Raw genomic sequence first — 18,266 nt, forward strand, 5'->3', positions numbered from 1 at the left:
ATGTCGACAGCATGGCGATTGGGTCAGTCCCGAAACGGTCACCAGAATCAAATGACCAGCGTCTACCATCCGGACACCGGCAGTCTTCGCAATAGTCGAGTTCACCACAGTCGTTGAAGATCGTGATGCTCCATCCCTCAACGTCGACCACAAACAACCCGGCGTAGACCTCGCTCCAAGTCTGAGCGCATGCCCTAACCATCATGCGCCGTCCAAACGCGACTTCGCGCAGTACCTGACAAACCTCCCTTGTCGTGAGTGCTGGCATAGACTGGTCAGGGCAATCGGTTGAAGTCATAAAAGAAACCAGCCGGCGTCGATCATTTCGTCAAAGATAAAGCGGCATGCATGAACCAGGTACACACAGGGAGGAGAGGATGAAGCTATTTTTAGACTGTGAGTTCACTCGGCTTAACCGAGACACGAAGTTGATTTCGCTGGCACTCGTGTCCGAAGCCGGGCACGAATATTACGTTGAACTCACAGACACCTACCTAGTGGGAGACTGCAGCGACTTCGTGATTCAGAACGTCCTGCCTCAGCTCAACCTGGTTGCGCACGGGCAAACCTTGGTCGAAGCCCAATCCTCACTGCTCGCGTTCCTGAGTGGTCTGGAAGGCCCCCTCGAGGTTTGCTCCGATGCTCCAGAATGGGATTGGAATTTTTTCTGCGAGCTGGCCTACGTCAACAACCGTTGGCCAGCTCACGTTGCCAATCGCGCAACCAACCTAATCCTGCTGTTCAGGCATCTAGAAGGGGACGATATCGGCAACGTGGTGCTGCCAGAACTTCCACACCACGCGCTGTTAGATGCTCGCCTCCTGGCCGACCTTTATCGTCGGCTGGCAACTGGTTCAAATCGAGAGATTGGACATGGTCGATGATCTTCGTTCGCGCGAGTCTGTCAGGCGCAAAGCGATCTGGACACTGTCGCACCTGATACCGGGTGATCCCAAGGCTGCCGCGATTGTGGATGTTCTCGACGACATAGAAGGCCAGGAGCGCGTCGACCTCAACCATAGTCATCCAAGCCTCGACTTGGATGCTGTCCGCAAGGCCGTTCAGATTGAGCGCCATAGCTCCGGGATCAGCATTGTGCGCGAGGCAGGTATTCCCCAGCCCTGGCGTGAGCGCTTCCTGCAAGCGAGCATCGGATCGACGCGTCTGCTCGATGGCCCCTACGCCCGTGATTGGGAAAAATTCCTGAGCCAATGGCAGGTTGAAATGCGGCACCTGGATGCTCACAGGGCTGTGAGGTAAACGCTCCAGCGCTAAGCATCGCTCGAACCATCGATTGTCTACAGTAGACCGCGTTGACTATACTGCCATCACTAATATCTGAGGTGCTTCATGTCCCGCCTTGCTGAATTCCGTGCTCTTGAACAACAGCTTGCCGCTCAACTGGCAGAGCTTGAATCCCTGAAAAATGATGATGGCCTCAAACGCGAGATAGAGTTCGAGCAGAAGCTCCGCACTCTATTAGGCGAGTATGGTTACAGCCTCCGCAATATTGTCGCTATCCTTGATCCTCAGGCCGCAACCCGCCGCACCCCTGCAGCCGCAGAGACCAAAGGTACCCGGAAGGCTCGCTCCGTTAAGGTGTACAAAAACCCGCACTCCGGTGAGGTCGTTGAAACCAAAGGCGGTAACCACAAGGTTTTGAAGGAATGGAAAGCTGAATACGGCTCTGATCAAGTTGAGAGCTGGCTCTCGAATTAAAGTGTGCCGAGTGTAAAGAAGGGCCAGTAGGCCCTTCTTTTCTTAAGGGGCTAAAATTATCCGTTCGCCATGCGCACCTCTGTGCCCCAATTGAAATCTTGCTACTCAGCTTGGCGCAGTAGGTGCAGCTCAAGTTCGGACTGTTCACTTTCTTGACGAATCCTTAGAACTTCCTCTTCGACAGCCCCTACAACCGCCTTGGCTTGTGGCAAGTTGTATTGGTCAGCGAGCTTACGCAGCAAGGCTAGTGCGGCTTCCTTTTTTTGGATGCTTTTCTCTGCGTAAATTTGACGAAGGTAAGTCTCTGCCTCTTTACGGTCGGTGGCGAAGCGATCAGCCAAGCGAGCAGCGTTCAAGTTGTGAATTTTGCAAAGATCAATAGTGCGCGTTCCTTTTGAACTGTTTGCTTTGGCGTGTATTCGGTTCCATCGATCGAACTCTAAGTGATCATGCCACTCATCCAAGTGCGGGTGCACGATTGTATAGTCGTTTGATAGTGATGGTGGGCCAGGTGTGGTCGGCGGGCCCACAGTGATCTCAGCATCCCACTTCCCTCGATTGCATACCTTGCATGCAACAGCCAGATTTGTATATTCAAACATGAATTGAGGATGTCCAGACTTATCTATAATGTGTTCGGCATCATAAGTCGCCTTGTGGCTTTGGAGCTCCGAACTGCAGTAACAGCAACGCCTAAGTTGACCGTGCCAGTAGTGGTCTTTTATCTCGTTCTTGAACCTAGTAATCACAGCTTTATCGGCAGGTACTTTCGTTTCCCAAAAGTTCTTGTCAGCTGCTCCTTTCGTCTTGAGCAGTTGATGCTCATCATCTGTGAACGATTTTGGAGTTTTGAAAATAGGTGGCCTAGCTCTATTCATCACTCACCCCGAATTAATCTTCAGAAAGCATTCTGTAAGCATCATTGATCATGGCCAGGTCTTTATCGCTTCGCGTAGGCCCGCCCGAATAAATGTGCTGAAGCCTTTTGAGCTTTTCTAAGGCCAACGCTCGCTCCGCTTTAGAGCCGCCTTCCGCTTCGGTTACAGCATCAAATATTTTACTGGCCATCTCTACACTATCAGTGATTGGAGTTTCGAAAATGTCTAGCAACGCATCCTCCACAGAAGCTCTTTCATCTTTTAAATCTACCTCCCGGACGTTCGTCCCCATGCGTATCACGCCTGCACCAGCGTTCTGAGCACGTTGTACAATGAGTGGCGAATGCGTTGCTATGATTACGTGGCAGTTTTTGAACGGGGCGATCGAAGCCAGTAGGATGTCGAAATAGAGTTGCTGCCAAGTGGGATGAAGACTCAGCTCAGGTTCGTCAATCAATACCACCGCGCCATCGGATAGCGAGGAGACTAAACTGAGTAGTGAGCAAAGTATTTGCTGCTGACCAGAACTTGAGTAGGCAATATCCGAGCCCGGATGTTGTTCTGATCCGACGAAGCAATTGACGATTTTCAAAAACCCGAGTTTTCTTAAAAAAGCCAGGGACTGAAGTGTCGCAAAGTCAAGAAGGTGCCGATTGTTGAAGTCAAAGCTGAGTTCGAAATGTCGGTAGTCTAATGTTGTTCGTTCAAGTTGCTCCATTGCACTTTCAATTAGACTGGCTAAGGCTGAGTGGTCGGATAGTGATGCTTCAACTGCCAGTGGTGAGCGCGGCTTTGCACCAATGGGGACAGCGTTGATCGCTTCTGTGATCAGGTTTAGAATGGCCGTTTTCCGGTCTCTTGCAGAAAAAATACCTGTCAATATTTTTCTTGATGAATATATAAAGGTGAGTTTGCTGCTGAACTTTAAAATTGATAAGGCGTGGGCCAAGGCTCCAGTATATTCAGATGACTCACTCAGCCTAAATATCGAATTTTCTAAAACTGATTTGGAGAGGTTGGGGCCAATTGACCTAGTGCTGCGATGAATTCCTGCACAAATATATTCATCTATTATAGATCGTGATTCAGTAGTGTAATGTTCAAGTAACGATTTTTGAGTTGGTTTGGGAGGCGGGAATCTACTGAATGGGCTGAATGTTTGAGCGACAAGTTTTAGAGGTTTTGCTTTGGCGGGATCACCGTAATTAACATTGTCAATAGTATAAATCACAGAGGGTGTGGATACTGAATGTTTTCGTTTCTCTGTGAAAAATTCCAGAATCGAGTTCAGAAGGATGGTCTTCCCGGATCCATTTGCGCCTGTAATAACGTCTATTCTGTTAGTGTTGAAATCATGTTTTCCGAGCCCATTTGTGAATCCAACGGAGGTATGTATTTCACGAATCCGCATTGCAAGAGTCCTTTCTAACTCATTAAGTTGTTAAGCAAAATAGCATCCTACGGATGGTATCGATTTTGATAGCGCTTTGCCACCCTGTCAGCTAATAGTTTCATCTGCTTCGAAGGATTATCTCAACCGCATTTGATTGGCTAATGAGGCGCATCAATCAAGTAGGTCGGCCTTGTCAGCGAATCGCCTAGTCAGTGCATCTGTGATCTGGTTGTGTCAACTGACCTTCAGGCCGTTTCACTAATCCATTTCGAGTATGTAGCGACAATGGTCGCACAGTGCATCCGAATGAATTTCTTCAATGTCCGCATCGTCATCAAGTATTGTCCCGCATTGCCTGCATGCGGGGGCTTTTGGGCCATCTCCGCAGATGGCGCACTGGTTTTCCTCGATAACGTAGGAATCACGTTCACAGTTATCGCAGACGTCTAGAGGGCCTTCCCCACCTTGAGTGGCCGCAATATAAAGATCTGTGAAATATTTTCCTGTGAGCATGGAGTCGACCACATCACCAAACTGCGATGTGGCATCGCATCGGGTACAGTGAAACGTTGTTAGAGAATGTGTATCGACGTCGCCTGAGGCTTTCATGAGCTTCGCCCTGCATTTAGGACAACTCAGATGCTCTGTAGCCGTTGCAAGAATTTGCGAGGGCCAAGAGACGATACTGAGTGATTCCATACACGCTTTTCGCTCTCGCTCGTAGAAAGCTTTCTGCTCAGTTAGAAACGTCCAGATGTCTTTCCCAAGCAGACTTACTGGACTAATCCCTAGGTGGGTCGGAACAAACTGTTGTATCAGGTGAAAGCAGTTGGCCACGGTCTCCAGCAGCACAGATGTCGGACGGGTGCTGTAATAGTGTTCGATATCATTTCTTGTGCTGGTGAGTGCTTCAAGCAGCTTCCACTCGACTCCAGCGATTCCCAACCCATTGAGTCGAGAAATTATCGTCTGTACATCGGCCGTCTTTTTTCCACTGCCCATCCAAATGGGCTGACCATCTAGCCCCATGATGGGCGTCACTTTTTCTTTGAGCAACGCCTCACCTGAACCAGGTGTGCTCATAGCTTGTAACTTGACCTTGAAAAGCAACAAAAGCCCCGATGTCAGATTTCGAATAGAGGAGAGAGCTCGAGCCTCATCGTGTTCTGCAGCCCTGAAATCCTCCACTCCAAGCCGGATGGAAGCTACAGCGTTATCCCGCATTGACATCCCTTTCTCCTTACCGAAATCCCTGTTTATGAGCTCCAAAAGATGGCCGCTCACCATTGATAATGTTTCCAATCCGCCGCTCGATGACAAAACACCATACCGAGCAGCGATCTTGGAAATTACCGTGAAAGCCGGACTCGCAGTCGGCGAGCACGCTCCTTAAACGCGGTCTCACCACCTTCGAGAATCTCGCATACCCGCTCCCGGATCAACCTGTCCTCCAGTCCTCCTGACAAGTAGGTGATAGGAGGCAACTGCCCGTTACCATGAGGGCCACATTCGGCGATGATGATTTGGTCGGCATCCGTGTTCACGACGAGGTTGGCATTGTGGGTCACCATAATGACTTGTCGAGACGACTTGGCGGCCATGAACAATGGAACGAGATCGTTGTAGATCGATTTGGGGTCTAGATTTTCTTCTGGCTGATCAATGATCAGTGGCCGGCTGTCTTTCGCATCAAGCGAAAGGTAAAGCAGCAACAGCACAATTCCTCTGGTGCCAGGAGAGAGCTTTTGGATTTCGACGCCGTCGTAATTTATGGCATAACGTACAGAAATGTGGTCAGTACCATAGAGCCATTGGGCTAAGCGTTTCGTCCACCGCCGATACTCTGCCAGATCCGATGTGGCGACTGGTGCATGCTCAACGAGCTGTTCATGGTAGTTCTTAATAAACTCTCTCAGCGCAGCTAGCACGGTCTCGTCATCCCCGCAGAGCCAGGGAGTATTCAGCGACTCGAGCACTTTTTCGCGCAAGGTACCTCGGCCTCTGAAAGGGCCCTTTTTAGATAGGTTGAGCAAGGACTCACCCTCGGCTGACCATGCCTCAATGTCGACAGTTCGGGCTACCGAGAAAGAAAGCTTGTTCAGAGTCCCTTGGGCACTTTCCAGGCGCTGTTTGATGGGCGAGTAAAGCTCTTGGAGAACTTGCTCCTCAGCAATGAGGGCAGAGAAAACGCGCTTGTATGAATCGCACCGTTCACTCACCAAGACTTCGAGACGTTGGGAGGCCCCCACATGGTCGGTTAACTTTTCCCTGCTGGCCCGCAATAGCTCGGTTTCCGTGGTTATTTTTGTTGATAGCTCTTTGAATCGCTTGGCGGTGTCTTGGTCGACGCTGACCAACTGCTGGAGTCGATCAATTTCTGCCTGCAGCAACGAGAGATTGCATTCTTCTAGCTTGGCGCCTTCAGCAATAAACGCCTGTTGAGCGTCTTCGTTCGGAGCCGGTGTGGTTCCTATCCATGCGTCTCTGTTCTTTTGAGCCTTGAGCAGCATCTTCGATAGGATGGCTCCGACGTCGCCTTCGTAGTCCCTAAAAAAAGCACTCCACTCATCATTCCCCAGACCACTTTTGGTATGGCGTGCTTGGATGTCTTTTAGATCGCTGGGCGCGACGACCTGGCGAACATTGTTGACCTCATCCTGCATCAGGAGAATCTGCTGCTCTTGGGCTTTGTAATACCTCACATAGCCGGCAACCTTTTCTGAGGCGGCGGTCAGTAACTGCAGTCTGGACAGCCTGACCTCTGAGCCCTTCGCGACAAGCTTGCTTCTGTCGTCGGTTAGCCGTTTGACCAGCGAATCTTTTTCCTGCACCTGCGTAGTCAACTGGGGCACGAGGCTGCGTTTTTCGAGTTCGGTGTTGATTCTCTCTGACAGACTGCCGAGTGATTCCTCCTCCCGCCGCCTAGCCTCTCGATATCGCTCAGAACGGATGTCCCGCAGGTCATTGAAGCTGATGGCTCCATCACGCTCGGTGGGGGAGTGCGACTCGTAAATTACCCGCTCGACCTCTGCCAGGAGGCCGTCCGTCATGCCATCGGCCGAGCAAAGCTCCTCCACGAACTGCTGCGACAGATACCGAGCTCTTGGGTACACGAACTCATCGTCAGTCGTCTGGTTGAGCGGGCTGGCTTGCGTGTCACCGTTGCACCAGGTGATATTCACTTCGGCATTTTGTAGGTAGTCTTGGGCTCTCACCAAGAACGAGTGCCCTGTAATTGCGTTGCCTCGTGCGTCACAGCCTGCCGCCAAGATGTCAGCAAGCGCGGTCTTTCCTGAGCCTCTTGCGCCTACCACGGCAATCAGGCCTGGGTTCAGAGCCAGGGATGGTGTCTTGAGCCATGGTGCATTGGTTATATCGATTTGGGAGATGACCTCGGAAGCATTTCCGTAAGGTGGTGGTTCCTCACCGATGAAAGCCCGGCCTGCCGGATCGATACAAGCCTGACGAAGCGTATCGAAGGTAGGGCTTCCCTTGAGCCAGCTGAATCTCTTCCCATCAGGCGCCCCAGTCTTGGCAGTTTGATGCGCATCGCTGCCATGCAAGCACGGCTTCAGGCCGTTGTACCGCTCAACCAAACTCTCCGCTGATAAAGCTTTTCTACCTAGCCAGAAATCCCTTTGGTTTGGGTTGGAGGCAAAAATGACATGCGCGAACCGCTCAATTTCCTGCCGCAACACTTCATCTGCACCTTCTTTCAGTGCGGACGTACCGTCATTCTCTTTTGCCGCCACTGCAATGATGAGGTTGGCTTGGGCCCACTGGCTGTTTTTGTGCTTGTCCTTCAGCTCCTGAAACGAAACCTTGAAGCGCTCGGCACCATGGCGCAAGGCCGCTTGGTCATCTTGGATGTCAGGGTTCGCTCGCCTTCCAAGCCTTCTCAAATCGCTTGGGGTGCACCTGAACTCGTCGTCGAAAGCCTTGAAAGTAAGCGAGGCAAGAAAGCGCTCAAGCTCTTCTAGGTGATTTTCTTCATCAGGACACACCAATAGGTGGGCGTTGATCCAGGATTTTGCAGTTCCTACATCGAAGCGAATTTCTACATTGGGAAAAAGAAGCTCGCAGCTCGCAAGCCTGCCCGCCTGCCTGTGCTCAACCAGCTGTCTGTAGGTATCAAGCAGGTAGTAATCCGTCACCGCAATCGCGCTGATGACGGGGGATGCTTCTTCCAAAGCTCTGAGATAGCCCTCCCAATCACCTTTAAACTGATCGTTAAATAACGTGCCTGGTGCGTGTACGTGGGGATCCCAACGAAGCCAGCGAGATCCAGAGGAAAGAGGCTTTGGTTCGGTCTGCATATTCACATCCTTGTAGGCAGATGGGAGGCGCACTGTGCTCATAACGTCCGGTAAGCGGGTGCGAGCATGAGCTGTCATCGTGCCACTATTTTGGATTTGGCGAGTTCTGTCAATCTGAAGCCGATGTGCCAAGTCCCAGAGCTCAAGGGAGCGGATGTGTCCATTTGTGGCGTAGTGGGAGTAGCGACTGGAATACCACCCACGAGCTACTTGAGCCCGATGATGATCATGATTTTGTGCTGGTGAAACGTCATTACTGCGATATCGAGGTGGCTTTGTGGATACATATCCCTGAGCCTTGGGGGAGTTTCTCACCTATCTCAGCTTGCTGATCAGGTATGGCATCGTGCTACCTTCTTCCATATCGTGGCGCAGCGCCTACCGGCCTATAGGCCACTTAGTGATCAACCTACTGGGGATTTGTGTGCCTCCGGTGGGGATGCTGTGCGCAGTGCAGCAGGCGGCTTTCCGCTTGTTTGATAGGAAATCGTAAAAGGTTGGTACCAAGTGGGATCTCTAAACGAGTCAGGAAACGAAGCACCTTCTCAGGGCGAGATGGAAAGCGCCTCATCGAATGAACAACTGATCCCCCAAGGTGGGACTTGGCAAAAAAAGGTGCACGCTTTTGCGCAATGGTTGCTAGAGAAAATTAACGCTCATGACACTACGTCGTGGACGGTGGGTCATGCATCTGGCTATGAATCTGGCCACAAGGATGGCAAGAAACTAGGTAATGAAGAAGGTCGTCAGGAGGGGCACAGTCTCGGGTACGAAGAGGGTTATGAAGTCGGGAAGCTCGTACTGGAGCTGAACCCAGGTGTTAAGCCTACGGATGTTGCGCCGGGCGTAGACATCAACCTGTTTGAGCGCTTCGAATTCCCCATTTCGGACGAGCTTGAGAAACGTATCCGCGACGACATCAGAGAGAAGCTGCCAGCACACCAACAGCCCACTGATCCTCAGTGGGAAATGATTCTCTCGAAAAGCCCGTCCACCTGCGTCGTTGCTGGCGCCGGTAGTGGCAAGTCCACCACGATGGTTCTGCGCCTTCTCGTGCTGCGGTACTATCTGAAAGTACCTGAATCAAAAATCACCGTCGTAACGTTTACGCGTGACTCTCGCTTCGACTTTATCTCCAAGGTGGTCAAGGTGTTCACCAAGTGGGGAATTCCTATGGACGAAGAGAAGGGGAAATCTTTCGTACGGACATTCCACTCTCGTATCCTAGATTTTTTCAGGTGGTCGCCGCAGCTCCAGGGCGCTAAGGCTTTTGAATTCCTTAGCAAGGATCCAATCGGCGAGGACGAAGAACCAGAAAATGTTTTAGACCTCCGGCTCAACGTGCGGCAGCTGAATTTGATGGATCGGTGCTATCAAAATCTCTTCGAAACTGACAAGCGCTTCCGAGAGCTCATCTTGGCATTGTTCGAGCACGGTATCGGAGTAGGGGATCGCCTAAATCCTGATGATCCAGAGAACGCTAAACGCATTTCTGCCATCAAAGCTTGCTCGGATCGGGATGAGGATGTTTGCCAGGCGGTAGAGGCGCTATGGCGGAAGGCTGGTCATTGGCCTCTGCCAGGGATCAACGCGGAGCTTGAGCCGGTAACCCTCTTCGGGAAGACGTTCCATGCCCATGGCTATGCTAAAGACTTGAATGCCTACGTGGTGCTCGGGCTTGACGCAAATGAGCCAGATACAATCAAAATTAAAGATGGAAAAAAACAGGTCAAGCTTTTTCTGGCATTGCACATGCGGAGAATCTTCTTCCAGCTGTTCTTCTCGAAGCGAGTCCTCTACTTCACCAGTTATGCCGATGCGTTGCATTCTCTTGAGACATTGCGAGGTAAGGTCTCAGGTGTCCCGAAGTTTAGCTATCAGGTCGGAGGGGATATCAAGCCAGCCCCGATCATGGAGGCGTTTCACAGCTGTGCTTCTTTCTTAGAGAATCTCGGGTTGGCTGTTCCCGTCGCCACCAAGGGTATGGACTTCAAGAAAAACGCCATTGAGGCAAAGTTTTTTGAAGCGCTCGGTATTTTCTGGCCGGCATTTGAAGACTTCTTGTCCAATCAGAACCCGCCAGTTTTCACTTTTAACAAAATGTTTTCGATGTTTAACGAGCATGCGGAGGATAATTTCAAAAAAATCCCCAGTTCTGTGTTGGGCGCTCAGATGGTTACCCTCGTGGATGAATTCCAAGATTGTGGCGCGAATACCATTAGCTGGCTGCGCGGTGTCCTGGGAGAGCTTCGCAAGCGTGAGCTAAATTTCCATTCCCCCAGTGGCCTGATCTGTCCTTCTCTCATGGCGGTTGGGGATGATTGGCAGAGCATCTACGGATGGAGAGGAAGCTCACCCAAGTTCTTCCAGCACTTCAAGCAATACTTTCCATCTCCTAAAACTCTAGATCTTAAGTTACAGCAGAATTACAGATCTCAGCAGATGGTCATTGACGCTGCTGAAAGCATCGTGAAGCACACTCGAGGTATCCCTGGTAAGCATGGCGAAGCGGCGCATCCCGATGTGAAGGATTCAAATGACCCAGTCCAGCTATGGGACAGAGATGACGAGCAGCTTGTTAATCTGGTCGAGCAACATTACGAGCGCGGCCACGAGATTATGGTGCTGTCTCGATCCAGAAGGACGCTGAAAGAAGCGGGTCAGCTGATAAGCCATCTCAAGCAGCGAGCAAGTGATGACAAGCACCCCGACCAAATTCGCCTCATGACCTATCATGGCTCCAAGGGATTGGAGGCCGACGCCGTGTTCATGTTAGGCGACTGTGAGCAGTTGACCTCGTCCGATTGGCGCAATCAAGCGTATGCCTTAGCCAAGCTCGAGATGAATGGTGAGGCGAGGGCATATGACCTGGCACAAGGAGAAGAGGTGATGAGGCTTGCGTATGTGGCTATCACCAGGGCGAAGCTCCACTGCTACTGGTTCCTAGACGAGTCGAAGGGTGGTGCGAAGAGCTTCCCGAAAGCGTCAGAAAAGATTGACGAGCGCCAACCCTACTTTCGCGATTTCCGGAAGTAAGTAAACATCGTCCCAGCTACCGAATTCTTCGAGAGCAGGGGCGATCAGAATGCATTTACATGGTCTGGGATGTCTGCCAAGTGGAGCGCACAGCCAGGAATGGTGGCGACGGTGTAATACAGCCCGATACCTTGGCTGCTTAGCTCAGGAGGCCCGTAGGCCGCCCAGCTTTTGCCTGCAGCCTGGCACAGCTCACGAAGCTGCTACGTGGGCCATCGGAATAAACTCCCGAACACCATTACTTTCCGTGACGGACAGAGCTATATCTACCTGCCTACCGTTTATAACCGCAATATCACAGGTGCTCGAAACAGTCTCGCTGATCTCTGCAGTCTCACTCATCAACGTGAGCATCCCAGACACCACCGTCTGTCTGACTTGGTTGGCTGGCGGGGACTCGAGGGCTTTAGTAACCACAGCCTGCAGCTTGGCCTGTAATGCCTGAGCTTGCTCCATGGAGAAGCCACCCGGGAAGCACATCGCTCTACCCTCGGTCAGGACGCATAACGATTCGGTGCTGTGATGCTGGTGGAAGTAGACGAACCGTGTAACGGGCTGATCATTCACCACAGTCGGGTATGTGAACATCCATGATGTCTCGGCCAGATCTGCTGCCAGGCGAGGGCTGTTGGCATGCGCCTCTGAAAATGATTTGCGGGTGTTCAAGATCCATTTCAGTACGACATCAGGGCTGTTGAAACCACGATCCCTGACGAGGGATTTGACGGGATCCAGCATCGCCAGCGAGCCGGCGCCCGTGATGACGCCAGCCTCTGTCCTGACGAGCTTTTCTTCATTGTCACCGCAAGGGACTCTTACGCCGTTCTCAGCGATTTGGGTTACGCGTTTGTCAACCGCGATGATGACCTCATCACCTAGATGAGCAACCAGAATACAGGTCATGAATTCCCTCTCTATGAGCATTGGATAGGCTAGCAAGGTCTTAGCCGGGCGTATGGAAACCTACCAGGTCAAGATGCGGATCAGTTTGTGCGCCTACTGCGTCGGGCGACTTTTACTCAACTTGATGGTACAGGCGATGTGTGTGATCCAACAGGCAAGCGGAGCGCGCAGGCGTAGCCGTAGAGGCGAGGATGGAAACCCGAAGGGCCCAGCCGCCGCTAGGCGGCTTGGTGCATGACAGCCGTCCCTTCGGGCGCTCCCATCACCACAAATACGATTTACCATCCAGGTAAGCTACCATCCATTGCAAACTGGAGGCTTTATGACTCGTGACACCAAGGACACTGTTTACTGCAACATTCAGATGCCTATAGCCAAGGGGCGAGAGCTCATTCTTTTAGTGGCTGAGCTACGAGCATCAGGCAGTCATCCTGGACTCGATTCAGTCTTCGAAGAGATACAGTATGAGCTGGATACGTCGATCGAGTTCGTCGAAGAGCAGCTCCGTGGTGAAGGCGGATTCGGCTGGCGGCCACACTGATACCTGTAAGTCGAAACCTTCCAACACCCGAGTCAGATGCAACTGGCAAGCGGAGCGCGCAGGCCGGAAGGCCGAGGCGCGAGGATGGAAGCCCACCGGGCCGAGCCGCGTTGAGCGGCACGGTTCACGACAGCCGTCCCGGAGGGCGCGCCCAGACAACTCTACAAACGCTGCTGTTATCGCGGCACCTTTTTCATAATTCATTTTCATGTCCGCTAAAGTTTTTTGAATGACAAACCGTTTATGTTTGTATTTAGCCGAGGCGGTAAATGCATATGCTTGAGGCACCTGATTTGACTAGCACTCTCTCTTTCAAGCGGGAATTTCTCTGCTGGCGGGGTCGGGAGTTCGATGATCGCTATGAATGCCGTGTTGCAGCTATCGAGGGAGGGGGCGCGAGTATTGAGTTTGAATTCGAAGGAATCGATGTCGGCTCGGAAGTAGCGGCGGATATTGCCTTTTGCCTTTCCGAAGCTCTGGCCATGACGGAGCAAACGGACGTAGAAAGCGCGACGGCAGCACTACGTTACGAGGGCATGCTCAAAAGAAAGTATCGATTATCGCATGGCGCATGGCAGTTCAGTGCTACAGGTGTTTTTCCTGTTGAGAATGCTAGCACTGAGCTTCTTGAGGGGACACAAGGCGCAGGTACCTTTGTCGCAGTACGAACCATAGAGGAGGGTGGCTTCGAATTAGAACTTGAAGAGATGGGCTACTCGTTTTCTGCGCAGGATGCACTCTGGTTGCAAGAGAAGCTCCTTGAGGTAATCCAGCAGCCTTCAAAGCAGCACCCCCGAGTACGCTTGCTCGACGCAGGATACGGTGCATGGAAACCTAAGTATTCGCCTGCATGGGCCTAGCGGAAGTTCAGTGGTAGCGCAGGTGCCCGGTATCGTAGAAGTCACCTTTTCAGTTCCTGTCTAACCTTCCTCGTTAGGTCAGCACGTATCTCGCGGCACGGGCCGGGCTTAGCTACAGCCTAGGCAGGACATCCAGCATCACTATTTCTCAACCAAATCTTTGTACAGTTCTCGTGCGGCGAGGATCTGATCTCTGAGTTCTTCGGGGTCAATCCTCATGCCGCCTCGTGGTGTCACCTGCAGTGTCTTCAGGCTGTTGGCTGCTTTGATGAAATCTCGTTCCTCCGCCTGTATCCAGGCAGGGCGTTTGTCCTTCCAAAATGACCATGCCATTTCGCCTAGCCTCGCTCCACGATGGATGGAAGCTAGTATGTGGTAGCCGCAGGGAATGTCCAAGCTAGGTGGTGACTTTGATCATCATGCAAGCGGAGCGCGCAGACCATGATGGTCGGAGAGCGGAAGGATGTCAGCCCGCAGGGCCGAGACCCGTCATGGCGGGGCTCGGTTCACGACAGCCGCCCCCGAAGAGGCCGCCCGACTACTGGCAACGCAAATGTTACCGGACAGCTCGTTGATCAAATGACCGGGGCACAACGCCCTGTGCGCAAAGATCATACGTTTTTCGCAATGCTACTTCGTCGCCAGAAGACACTTTCGCGTGGCTAAAGATCGTCGACAAAAAACGCTTCCGCTCGCCATTATCAAGTTCAGACCAGACCCTCGGCTGACCCTGTGCATCTGGCACCGCAAGACGATCAAGGAAATACTCCTCAAGGCTATGAAGCCGTTGCTGGCCATCGACCAGAATCTCGCTGTTCTCCGCCAATGCCTTGCCAGTGTCAGCCGGCTCGCACCAGTCGTTCGTAAGGTAGCTCCCAAGATCAGCCCCTGACCAAACAGCAGTAATGAAACGAGCCTGCTGGCCTACGTTCCACTCCAGCCCGCGAGACCAGGTCGGTACGGGCATGCCCATGACAAATCGTGCAGCCCATAGGTAACGGTCATGAGTGGAGGACGGATCCACCAAGTATTTTTCCAGGTGGCGCGCCAACACATCGATGGGGTAATGGCTGACGGTCGTGGAAAGAAACCGCTGCGGCATTTGGATGCGCGGGTCTGATGTTTCGTCGTCGGCATAGCGTTGAAAAATAGCAGTCATGGTACTCACTGGTGGCTACAAATAGGTGGAGGTGCTGGGGTTACTACGGGCGCATCGCCAGGCGTCGACAGTCTCGATGATCGACACATCTCGTTCGATGGAAATGTCGATCTGGTCGCTGTCGACCAGCGCAGGTGCGTAGCCCTCTACATAGGCTGCTGCATTATCAAATGCAGAAAGGGTTTTTGAAGACTTGATGACGCTGATCAGACGTTGCCAGGCACAGCGCTGGCGGTTGCCCAGGATCGTCTCGGGAAACAAAATGGCGGCACTCAATCGCTGTGCGTAGTCATCGGTTGGTGGGATCAAAGCGATTCGCTCGAAGGGTTACATACCTATGACAAACGGTTAGTTTTGGAAAACCTTGAGCGTGATGCGAACTTCTTTGCAGGCGAGGGCGTCATGCCTCAATCGGCACTGCAACCAAGTGGGCTGAATGACTAGCTGGATGAGTCGAGTTGAGCGGGCATCCACGAGGGGAGGTTGCTCATAGCTCGATAGAGTAGGCCTGCTCCCCCAGCTGTTTTACCATCGGGCCTATTGTCGAGGTCAGCTTCACGACAGGCATTCCGGACAGATGGGCGGAGGAGGGTCTTCTGGCCTGGCTGCCTCTGGCTATGCGAGCTGACCGCAGGGCTTGCCCAGGTAGCCCAAACTGGATCATAGCGTATGAAATGCGCCATGAGGCAATCGCCTTCAATCATAAACCCAAATCCTGCTCGATTTTTTTGCCTTTCAAATGATTCGAAAGCACTTTTCTTTTCATTAACATCATCAGTATTGCATCGGTGAAGTCGTGCCATTGAGGGCCATTTGCTGTTGAAGGCTCCAAAGGCCATCCTTCTTTGATAAGCGTCCGAACTTTTTTGCCGAGAATGCACACTGGGTTGCTGGCGCTTGCGGGTTGATCAAGGTGGAGTATTTCGGATCCCTTCACCTTGTAATGGCATCTGCGAAAGAGCGCTGCAGAGCTTTCTTCGTGGATAACTTTATGGAATGCCGTGTCAATCAGCTCCTCGGTGAGATAGTAAGCGGCCAATTTCCATACTTCTGTAACTTCAGAGACTGACCAATTGTTTCTTTCTCCAGACCTGATCACAGCCTCGCTGATAGCTTTGGATGTAATAAACGGTTTGCGTTTAGAGCCCATATCGCTTTCTCCTTGAAGCAGCCCAGGTCTGTAGTGATGGTCACTCGACTGCAGGTCTAGCTGACACCGAACGAACCGTCGGCGCCTATACACCCGCTACGGACTTCCGCTGGGTCGGGGATATTTCTACGGCTGAGGTGACCCCTCATTAAAGCGAGCATGTTTGATGACACCCATTGGAAGCAAGCGGAGCGCGCAGACGTGAGGATGGAAGCCCGGCAGGGTCAGGACAACGGCGAGCATCGCCGGGCCTGATTTACGACAGCCGTCCCGGTAGGGCACGCAAAAGCTGCATCATCCACCTCTTGGGGCAGCACCAGCGTCTATAGAACAGGCTTCGAACCGGTGGTGGACTCTCGCCACGAATCCGCGTCCTCGTCAAAGAGCCCCGGCGCATGTTCTATTCGCTGCAGCTCCGCTTCGGGTTCCTCACTGGGCGGTGGCCCATTGATGTTTTCAGGTGCCCAATCATCCTTGAACAGAAACATGTCAGGCGTAAACTCAACGATCCCGGTCTCGTTGCTGTCCAAAATGCCGCGAGCGAATTGTCCGAAGATCCTGCCCCCCGCAAGCCCGGGCGCTGCACCGGTGTCTTTGACAAACAGGACAGTCCATTCGTCATACATCACGCCAGCCGCAAGCTTCTCCCAGGCAAGACAGAACAGTCTGTTATTCTCTCCGACCAATTTGCTGTCGTGCACAACGACGAGCGTACCTTTGGAGGCATTTAATAGCTTCACTGGAGAGAGGATGGTCAACACAATCGACTGCTCGATCAAGTCGATCACCCTCGTATCGGGTTGCCCTTCCCAAAGCACAGCAAATTTCTGAACACTCATGTCCCCAAGTGGAACGCAGTCAGCGCCGAACAATTGCTGTGTAGAAAAATCGTATACGCACCCTCACCATCGTCGTTGTGAGGTTGCTCATGCTCGGTATAAAGCAGGCGGGAATAGATCATGGTGCGGGTTTCGCGTCTTTAAGATAATGCTGCAGCAAGCCTTGATATACATGTCCTATCAGCCATTCGATTGTGCCTGCGTCAGCCAGAAGTGAGCGTTGAGACTTCGTGATCTTGGCCAACTGGTCATCGGCGTTCCGAACAGAAACCACACGCCATGAGCCCAGTACCTTTCGGAATCCACGATTGCTCATTTCATCGCTTGGGCTACCTGTAGATGGAAACAGGTAATGACCCTCGGAAAGTCGAGCGGCTGAAATATACTTGGACAGGGTCTGTTCGGCGTCCCTACTCAAGCTCAGGATTCGATTTGAGTCACGGCCTTCGCCAATGCGTGCTTTGAAGATCGGGACATTAATTTCAGACCCAAGGCCAACCTTCATCTGCCGAAGCTCTAGGGGCCTAACGCCGGCGTTCAACAGCTCGTGGATGCAGCGCTCGCGCAGGGCTTCCGTTGATTTAGCTTCCGGTACAACAAATGACTCTTCGCCATCGATGTCATTCTCGTCGTTGAAGGCTCTCCGGGCGCGACTATCCATGTAGTGAACGTCGCTGACTGCGCTGAGTAAGAAAGTGTCGCGCACTCGCTTAGGCAAGTACGGAAAGGTTTCGCCAATGGCGGGTGCAGGCGTCGACACGTCCCAAGGGCTGGGTGCTTGGGACATCGCGAGTTCGGCATCGATCAACCCTGCAATAATCTGCTTTGCGTACGCCCAGTTGGCGTAATCGGAATGGCCGCTCAGAACTTCACTGACATTTGAAAACGCCAAAGACCAAATCTGATCGTCATGCTTGTTCGTGACCTGTTGCCAGAGGGACTCGACAGCGGGAAAACTGCTGCTTGATACCGAGCTCTCAAGAAGCACATAGAGCTGTGTATCCTCGACGGCAATCAGCTTCACGGAGGAGAGGGCACCCAGCGCAAGAGCATGCTTAAGCAGGTCGTCCAAGCGCGGGTCAAGATCGTCGTCAGAGATAACTGCCATGCATTTGCTTGCCCCTGCTGCAGGCGGCTTGTCGCAAGGGAGCCACCTAACCATCTTGAAGCGAGCGAGGTCAGTACATTGGGAATCTTGGCGGGAAGGTGATGATGATTTGGTCATCTGGATTTCTCTCTAGGTATAGGGGGAAATAAAGACGAGGAGGGCAGGGGGGGCAAGCTGACAAAGGTGCTGGCGAGCAAGTTTCCGACGGAAAAACAGTATCTTATGAGCATACTCTTTTGAGTGAAACGCACTTGAAGAAAGCCCGTGCAGAGGTAAATCTGGCCCCGTGTAGACAGCTGGGGCTTGATCGCGGACTCCGAAACCCCTGAATTTCTTAGGGTTTTACCCCAAGCGCACACAGGCT

The 18,266-nt window shown here is 52.3% G+C and carries 17 protein-coding genes; 6 read left to right on the forward strand and 11 right to left on the reverse strand.

The window, feature by feature from the left end:
- Nucleotides 1-344 precede the first annotated feature (344 nt).
- The 3 genes from SLW75_RS09330 to SLW75_RS09340 all read left to right on the forward strand — a co-directional run bounded on the left by SLW75_RS09330 (nucleotide 345) and on the right by SLW75_RS09340 (nucleotide 1,719).
- A complete protein-coding gene (locus SLW75_RS09330) occupies nucleotides 345-884 on the forward strand; it encodes a 3'-5' exoribonuclease (protein ID WP_122266129.1) in 540 nt (179 codons plus the stop codon).
- Nucleotides 874-1,260, forward strand: coding sequence for a hypothetical protein (locus tag SLW75_RS09335; RefSeq protein WP_410934277.1), 387 nt, complete (start codon nucleotides 874-876; stop codon nucleotides 1,258-1,260). The genes SLW75_RS09330 and SLW75_RS09335 overlap by 11 nt, the downstream gene beginning before the upstream one ends.
- A 90-nt stretch (nucleotides 1,261-1,350) precedes the next feature.
- Nucleotides 1,351-1,719 carry a histone-like nucleoid-structuring protein, MvaT/MvaU family gene (locus tag SLW75_RS09340; RefSeq protein WP_122240964.1) on the forward strand — a complete coding sequence of 123 codons (369 nt, stop codon included), beginning with the start codon at nucleotides 1,351-1,353 and terminating at the stop codon, nucleotides 1,717-1,719.
- A gap of 101 nt (nucleotides 1,720-1,820) precedes the next feature.
- Here SLW75_RS09340 and SLW75_RS09345 read toward each other — a convergent pair whose 3' ends face one another.
- From SLW75_RS09345 to SLW75_RS09360, 4 genes are all read right to left on the reverse strand, one after another.
- A complete protein-coding gene (locus tag SLW75_RS09345; protein WP_122240965.1) occupies nucleotides 1,821-2,597 on the reverse strand; it encodes an HNH endonuclease in 777 nt (258 codons plus the stop codon).
- 13 nt (nucleotides 2,598-2,610) lie between these two features.
- Complete coding sequence (locus tag SLW75_RS09350; RefSeq protein WP_410934278.1) at nucleotides 2,611-4,008, reverse strand: AAA family ATPase; 1,398 nt, start codon at nucleotides 4,006-4,008, stop codon at nucleotides 2,611-2,613.
- Between the two features lie 240 nt (nucleotides 4,009-4,248).
- Entirely contained in the window at nucleotides 4,249-5,220 is a 972-nt protein-coding gene (locus tag SLW75_RS09355; RefSeq protein ID WP_410934279.1) for a hypothetical protein, read from the reverse strand.
- A 119-nt stretch (nucleotides 5,221-5,339) separates the two neighbouring features.
- A complete protein-coding gene (locus tag SLW75_RS09360; protein WP_410934280.1) occupies nucleotides 5,340-8,306 on the reverse strand; it encodes a TrlF family AAA-like ATPase in 2,967 nt (988 codons plus the stop codon).
- Between the two features lie 507 nt (nucleotides 8,307-8,813).
- On the opposite strand from SLW75_RS09360, the gene SLW75_RS09365 reads away from it, so the two are divergent.
- On the forward strand, nucleotides 8,814-11,342 hold the full coding sequence (locus SLW75_RS09365) for a UvrD-helicase domain-containing protein (RefSeq protein WP_410934281.1): 2,529 nt from the start codon (nucleotides 8,814-8,816) through the stop codon (nucleotides 11,340-11,342).
- 192 nt (nucleotides 11,343-11,534) lie between these two features.
- Here the strand turns inward: SLW75_RS09365 and SLW75_RS09370 are convergent, their stop codons facing one another.
- On the reverse strand, nucleotides 11,535-12,245 hold the full coding sequence (locus SLW75_RS09370; protein ID WP_410934282.1) for a hypothetical protein: 711 nt from the start codon (nucleotides 12,243-12,245) through the stop codon (nucleotides 11,535-11,537).
- Nucleotides 12,246-12,567: 322 nt separating this feature from the next.
- Here SLW75_RS09370 and SLW75_RS09375 point away from each other — a divergent pair, with 322 nt between their 5' ends.
- Nucleotides 12,568-12,786: a hypothetical protein gene (locus SLW75_RS09375; RefSeq protein WP_410934283.1), complete on the forward strand. Its 219-nt coding sequence runs from the start codon at nucleotides 12,568-12,570 to the stop codon at nucleotides 12,784-12,786.
- Between the two features lie 269 nt (nucleotides 12,787-13,055).
- A complete protein-coding gene (locus SLW75_RS09380) occupies nucleotides 13,056-13,646 on the forward strand; it encodes a hypothetical protein (RefSeq protein ID WP_410934284.1) in 591 nt (196 codons plus the stop codon).
- A 141-nt stretch (nucleotides 13,647-13,787) separates the two neighbouring features.
- Here SLW75_RS09380 and SLW75_RS09385 read toward each other — a convergent pair whose 3' ends face one another.
- From SLW75_RS09385 to SLW75_RS09410, 6 genes are all read right to left on the reverse strand, one after another.
- A complete protein-coding gene (locus tag SLW75_RS09385; protein WP_005764384.1) occupies nucleotides 13,788-13,979 on the reverse strand; it encodes a hypothetical protein in 192 nt (63 codons plus the stop codon).
- 223 nt (nucleotides 13,980-14,202) lie between these two features.
- The gene (locus SLW75_RS09390; RefSeq protein ID WP_410934285.1) at nucleotides 14,203-14,805 is read right to left on the reverse strand and encodes a hypothetical protein; all 603 of its coding nucleotides are present in this window, start codon (nucleotides 14,803-14,805) and stop codon (nucleotides 14,203-14,205) included.
- 15 nt (nucleotides 14,806-14,820) lie between these two features.
- Nucleotides 14,821-15,081 (reverse strand): hypothetical protein, encoded by a 261-nt coding sequence (locus tag SLW75_RS09395; protein WP_410934286.1) that lies wholly within the window; start codon nucleotides 15,079-15,081, stop codon nucleotides 14,821-14,823.
- A 424-nt stretch (nucleotides 15,082-15,505) separates the two neighbouring features.
- Nucleotides 15,506-15,955: a hypothetical protein gene (locus tag SLW75_RS09400; protein WP_410934287.1), complete on the reverse strand. Its 450-nt coding sequence runs from the start codon at nucleotides 15,953-15,955 to the stop codon at nucleotides 15,506-15,508.
- A 323-nt stretch (nucleotides 15,956-16,278) separates the two neighbouring features.
- The gene (locus SLW75_RS09405) at nucleotides 16,279-16,794 is read right to left on the reverse strand and encodes a hypothetical protein (protein WP_410934288.1); all 516 of its coding nucleotides are present in this window, start codon (nucleotides 16,792-16,794) and stop codon (nucleotides 16,279-16,281) included.
- A gap of 118 nt (nucleotides 16,795-16,912) precedes the next feature.
- The gene (locus tag SLW75_RS09410) at nucleotides 16,913-17,902 is read right to left on the reverse strand and encodes a hypothetical protein (protein ID WP_410934289.1); all 990 of its coding nucleotides are present in this window, start codon (nucleotides 17,900-17,902) and stop codon (nucleotides 16,913-16,915) included.
- Between the last annotated feature and the right edge of the window lie 364 nt (nucleotides 17,903-18,266).

Source organism: Pseudomonas sp. W5-01 (assembly GCF_046540435.1).
Taxonomy (GTDB): domain Bacteria; phylum Pseudomonadota; class Gammaproteobacteria; order Pseudomonadales; family Pseudomonadaceae; genus Aquipseudomonas; species Aquipseudomonas graminis_B.

Bases quoted from the DNA above. Each gene is read 5' to 3' on its own strand.
- SLW75_RS09330 (WP_122266129.1), top strand. From the start codon at position 345: ATGCATGAACCAGGTACACACAGGGAGGAGAGGATGAAGCTATTTTTA.
- SLW75_RS09335 (WP_410934277.1), top strand. From the start codon at position 874: ATGGTCGATGATCTTCGTTCGCGCGAGTCTGTCAGGCGCAAAGCGATC.
- SLW75_RS09340 (WP_122240964.1), top strand. From the start codon at position 1,351: ATGTCCCGCCTTGCTGAATTCCGTGCTCTTGAACAACAGCTTGCCGCT.
- SLW75_RS09345 (WP_122240965.1), bottom strand. From the start codon at position 2,597: ATGAATAGAGCTAGGCCACCTATTTTCAAAACTCCAAAATCGTTCACA.
- SLW75_RS09350 (WP_410934278.1), bottom strand. From the start codon at position 4,008: ATGCGGATTCGTGAAATACATACCTCCGTTGGATTCACAAATGGGCTC.
- SLW75_RS09355 (WP_410934279.1), bottom strand. From the start codon at position 5,220: ATGTCAATGCGGGATAACGCTGTAGCTTCCATCCGGCTTGGAGTGGAG.
- SLW75_RS09360 (WP_410934280.1), bottom strand. From the start codon at position 8,306: ATGCAGACCGAACCAAAGCCTCTTTCCTCTGGATCTCGCTGGCTTCGT.
- SLW75_RS09370 (WP_410934282.1), bottom strand. From the start codon at position 12,245: ATGACCTGTATTCTGGTTGCTCATCTAGGTGATGAGGTCATCATCGCG.
- SLW75_RS09375 (WP_410934283.1), top strand. From the start codon at position 12,568: ATGACTCGTGACACCAAGGACACTGTTTACTGCAACATTCAGATGCCT.
- SLW75_RS09380 (WP_410934284.1), top strand. From the start codon at position 13,056: ATGCATATGCTTGAGGCACCTGATTTGACTAGCACTCTCTCTTTCAAG.
- SLW75_RS09385 (WP_005764384.1), bottom strand. From the start codon at position 13,979: ATGGCATGGTCATTTTGGAAGGACAAACGCCCTGCCTGGATACAGGCG.
- SLW75_RS09390 (WP_410934285.1), bottom strand. From the start codon at position 14,805: ATGACTGCTATTTTTCAACGCTATGCCGACGACGAAACATCAGACCCG.
- SLW75_RS09400 (WP_410934287.1), bottom strand. From the start codon at position 15,955: ATGGGCTCTAAACGCAAACCGTTTATTACATCCAAAGCTATCAGCGAG.
- SLW75_RS09405 (WP_410934288.1), bottom strand. From the start codon at position 16,794: ATGAGTGTTCAGAAATTTGCTGTGCTTTGGGAAGGGCAACCCGATACG.
- SLW75_RS09410 (WP_410934289.1), bottom strand. From the start codon at position 17,902: ATGGCAGTTATCTCTGACGACGATCTTGACCCGCGCTTGGACGACCTG.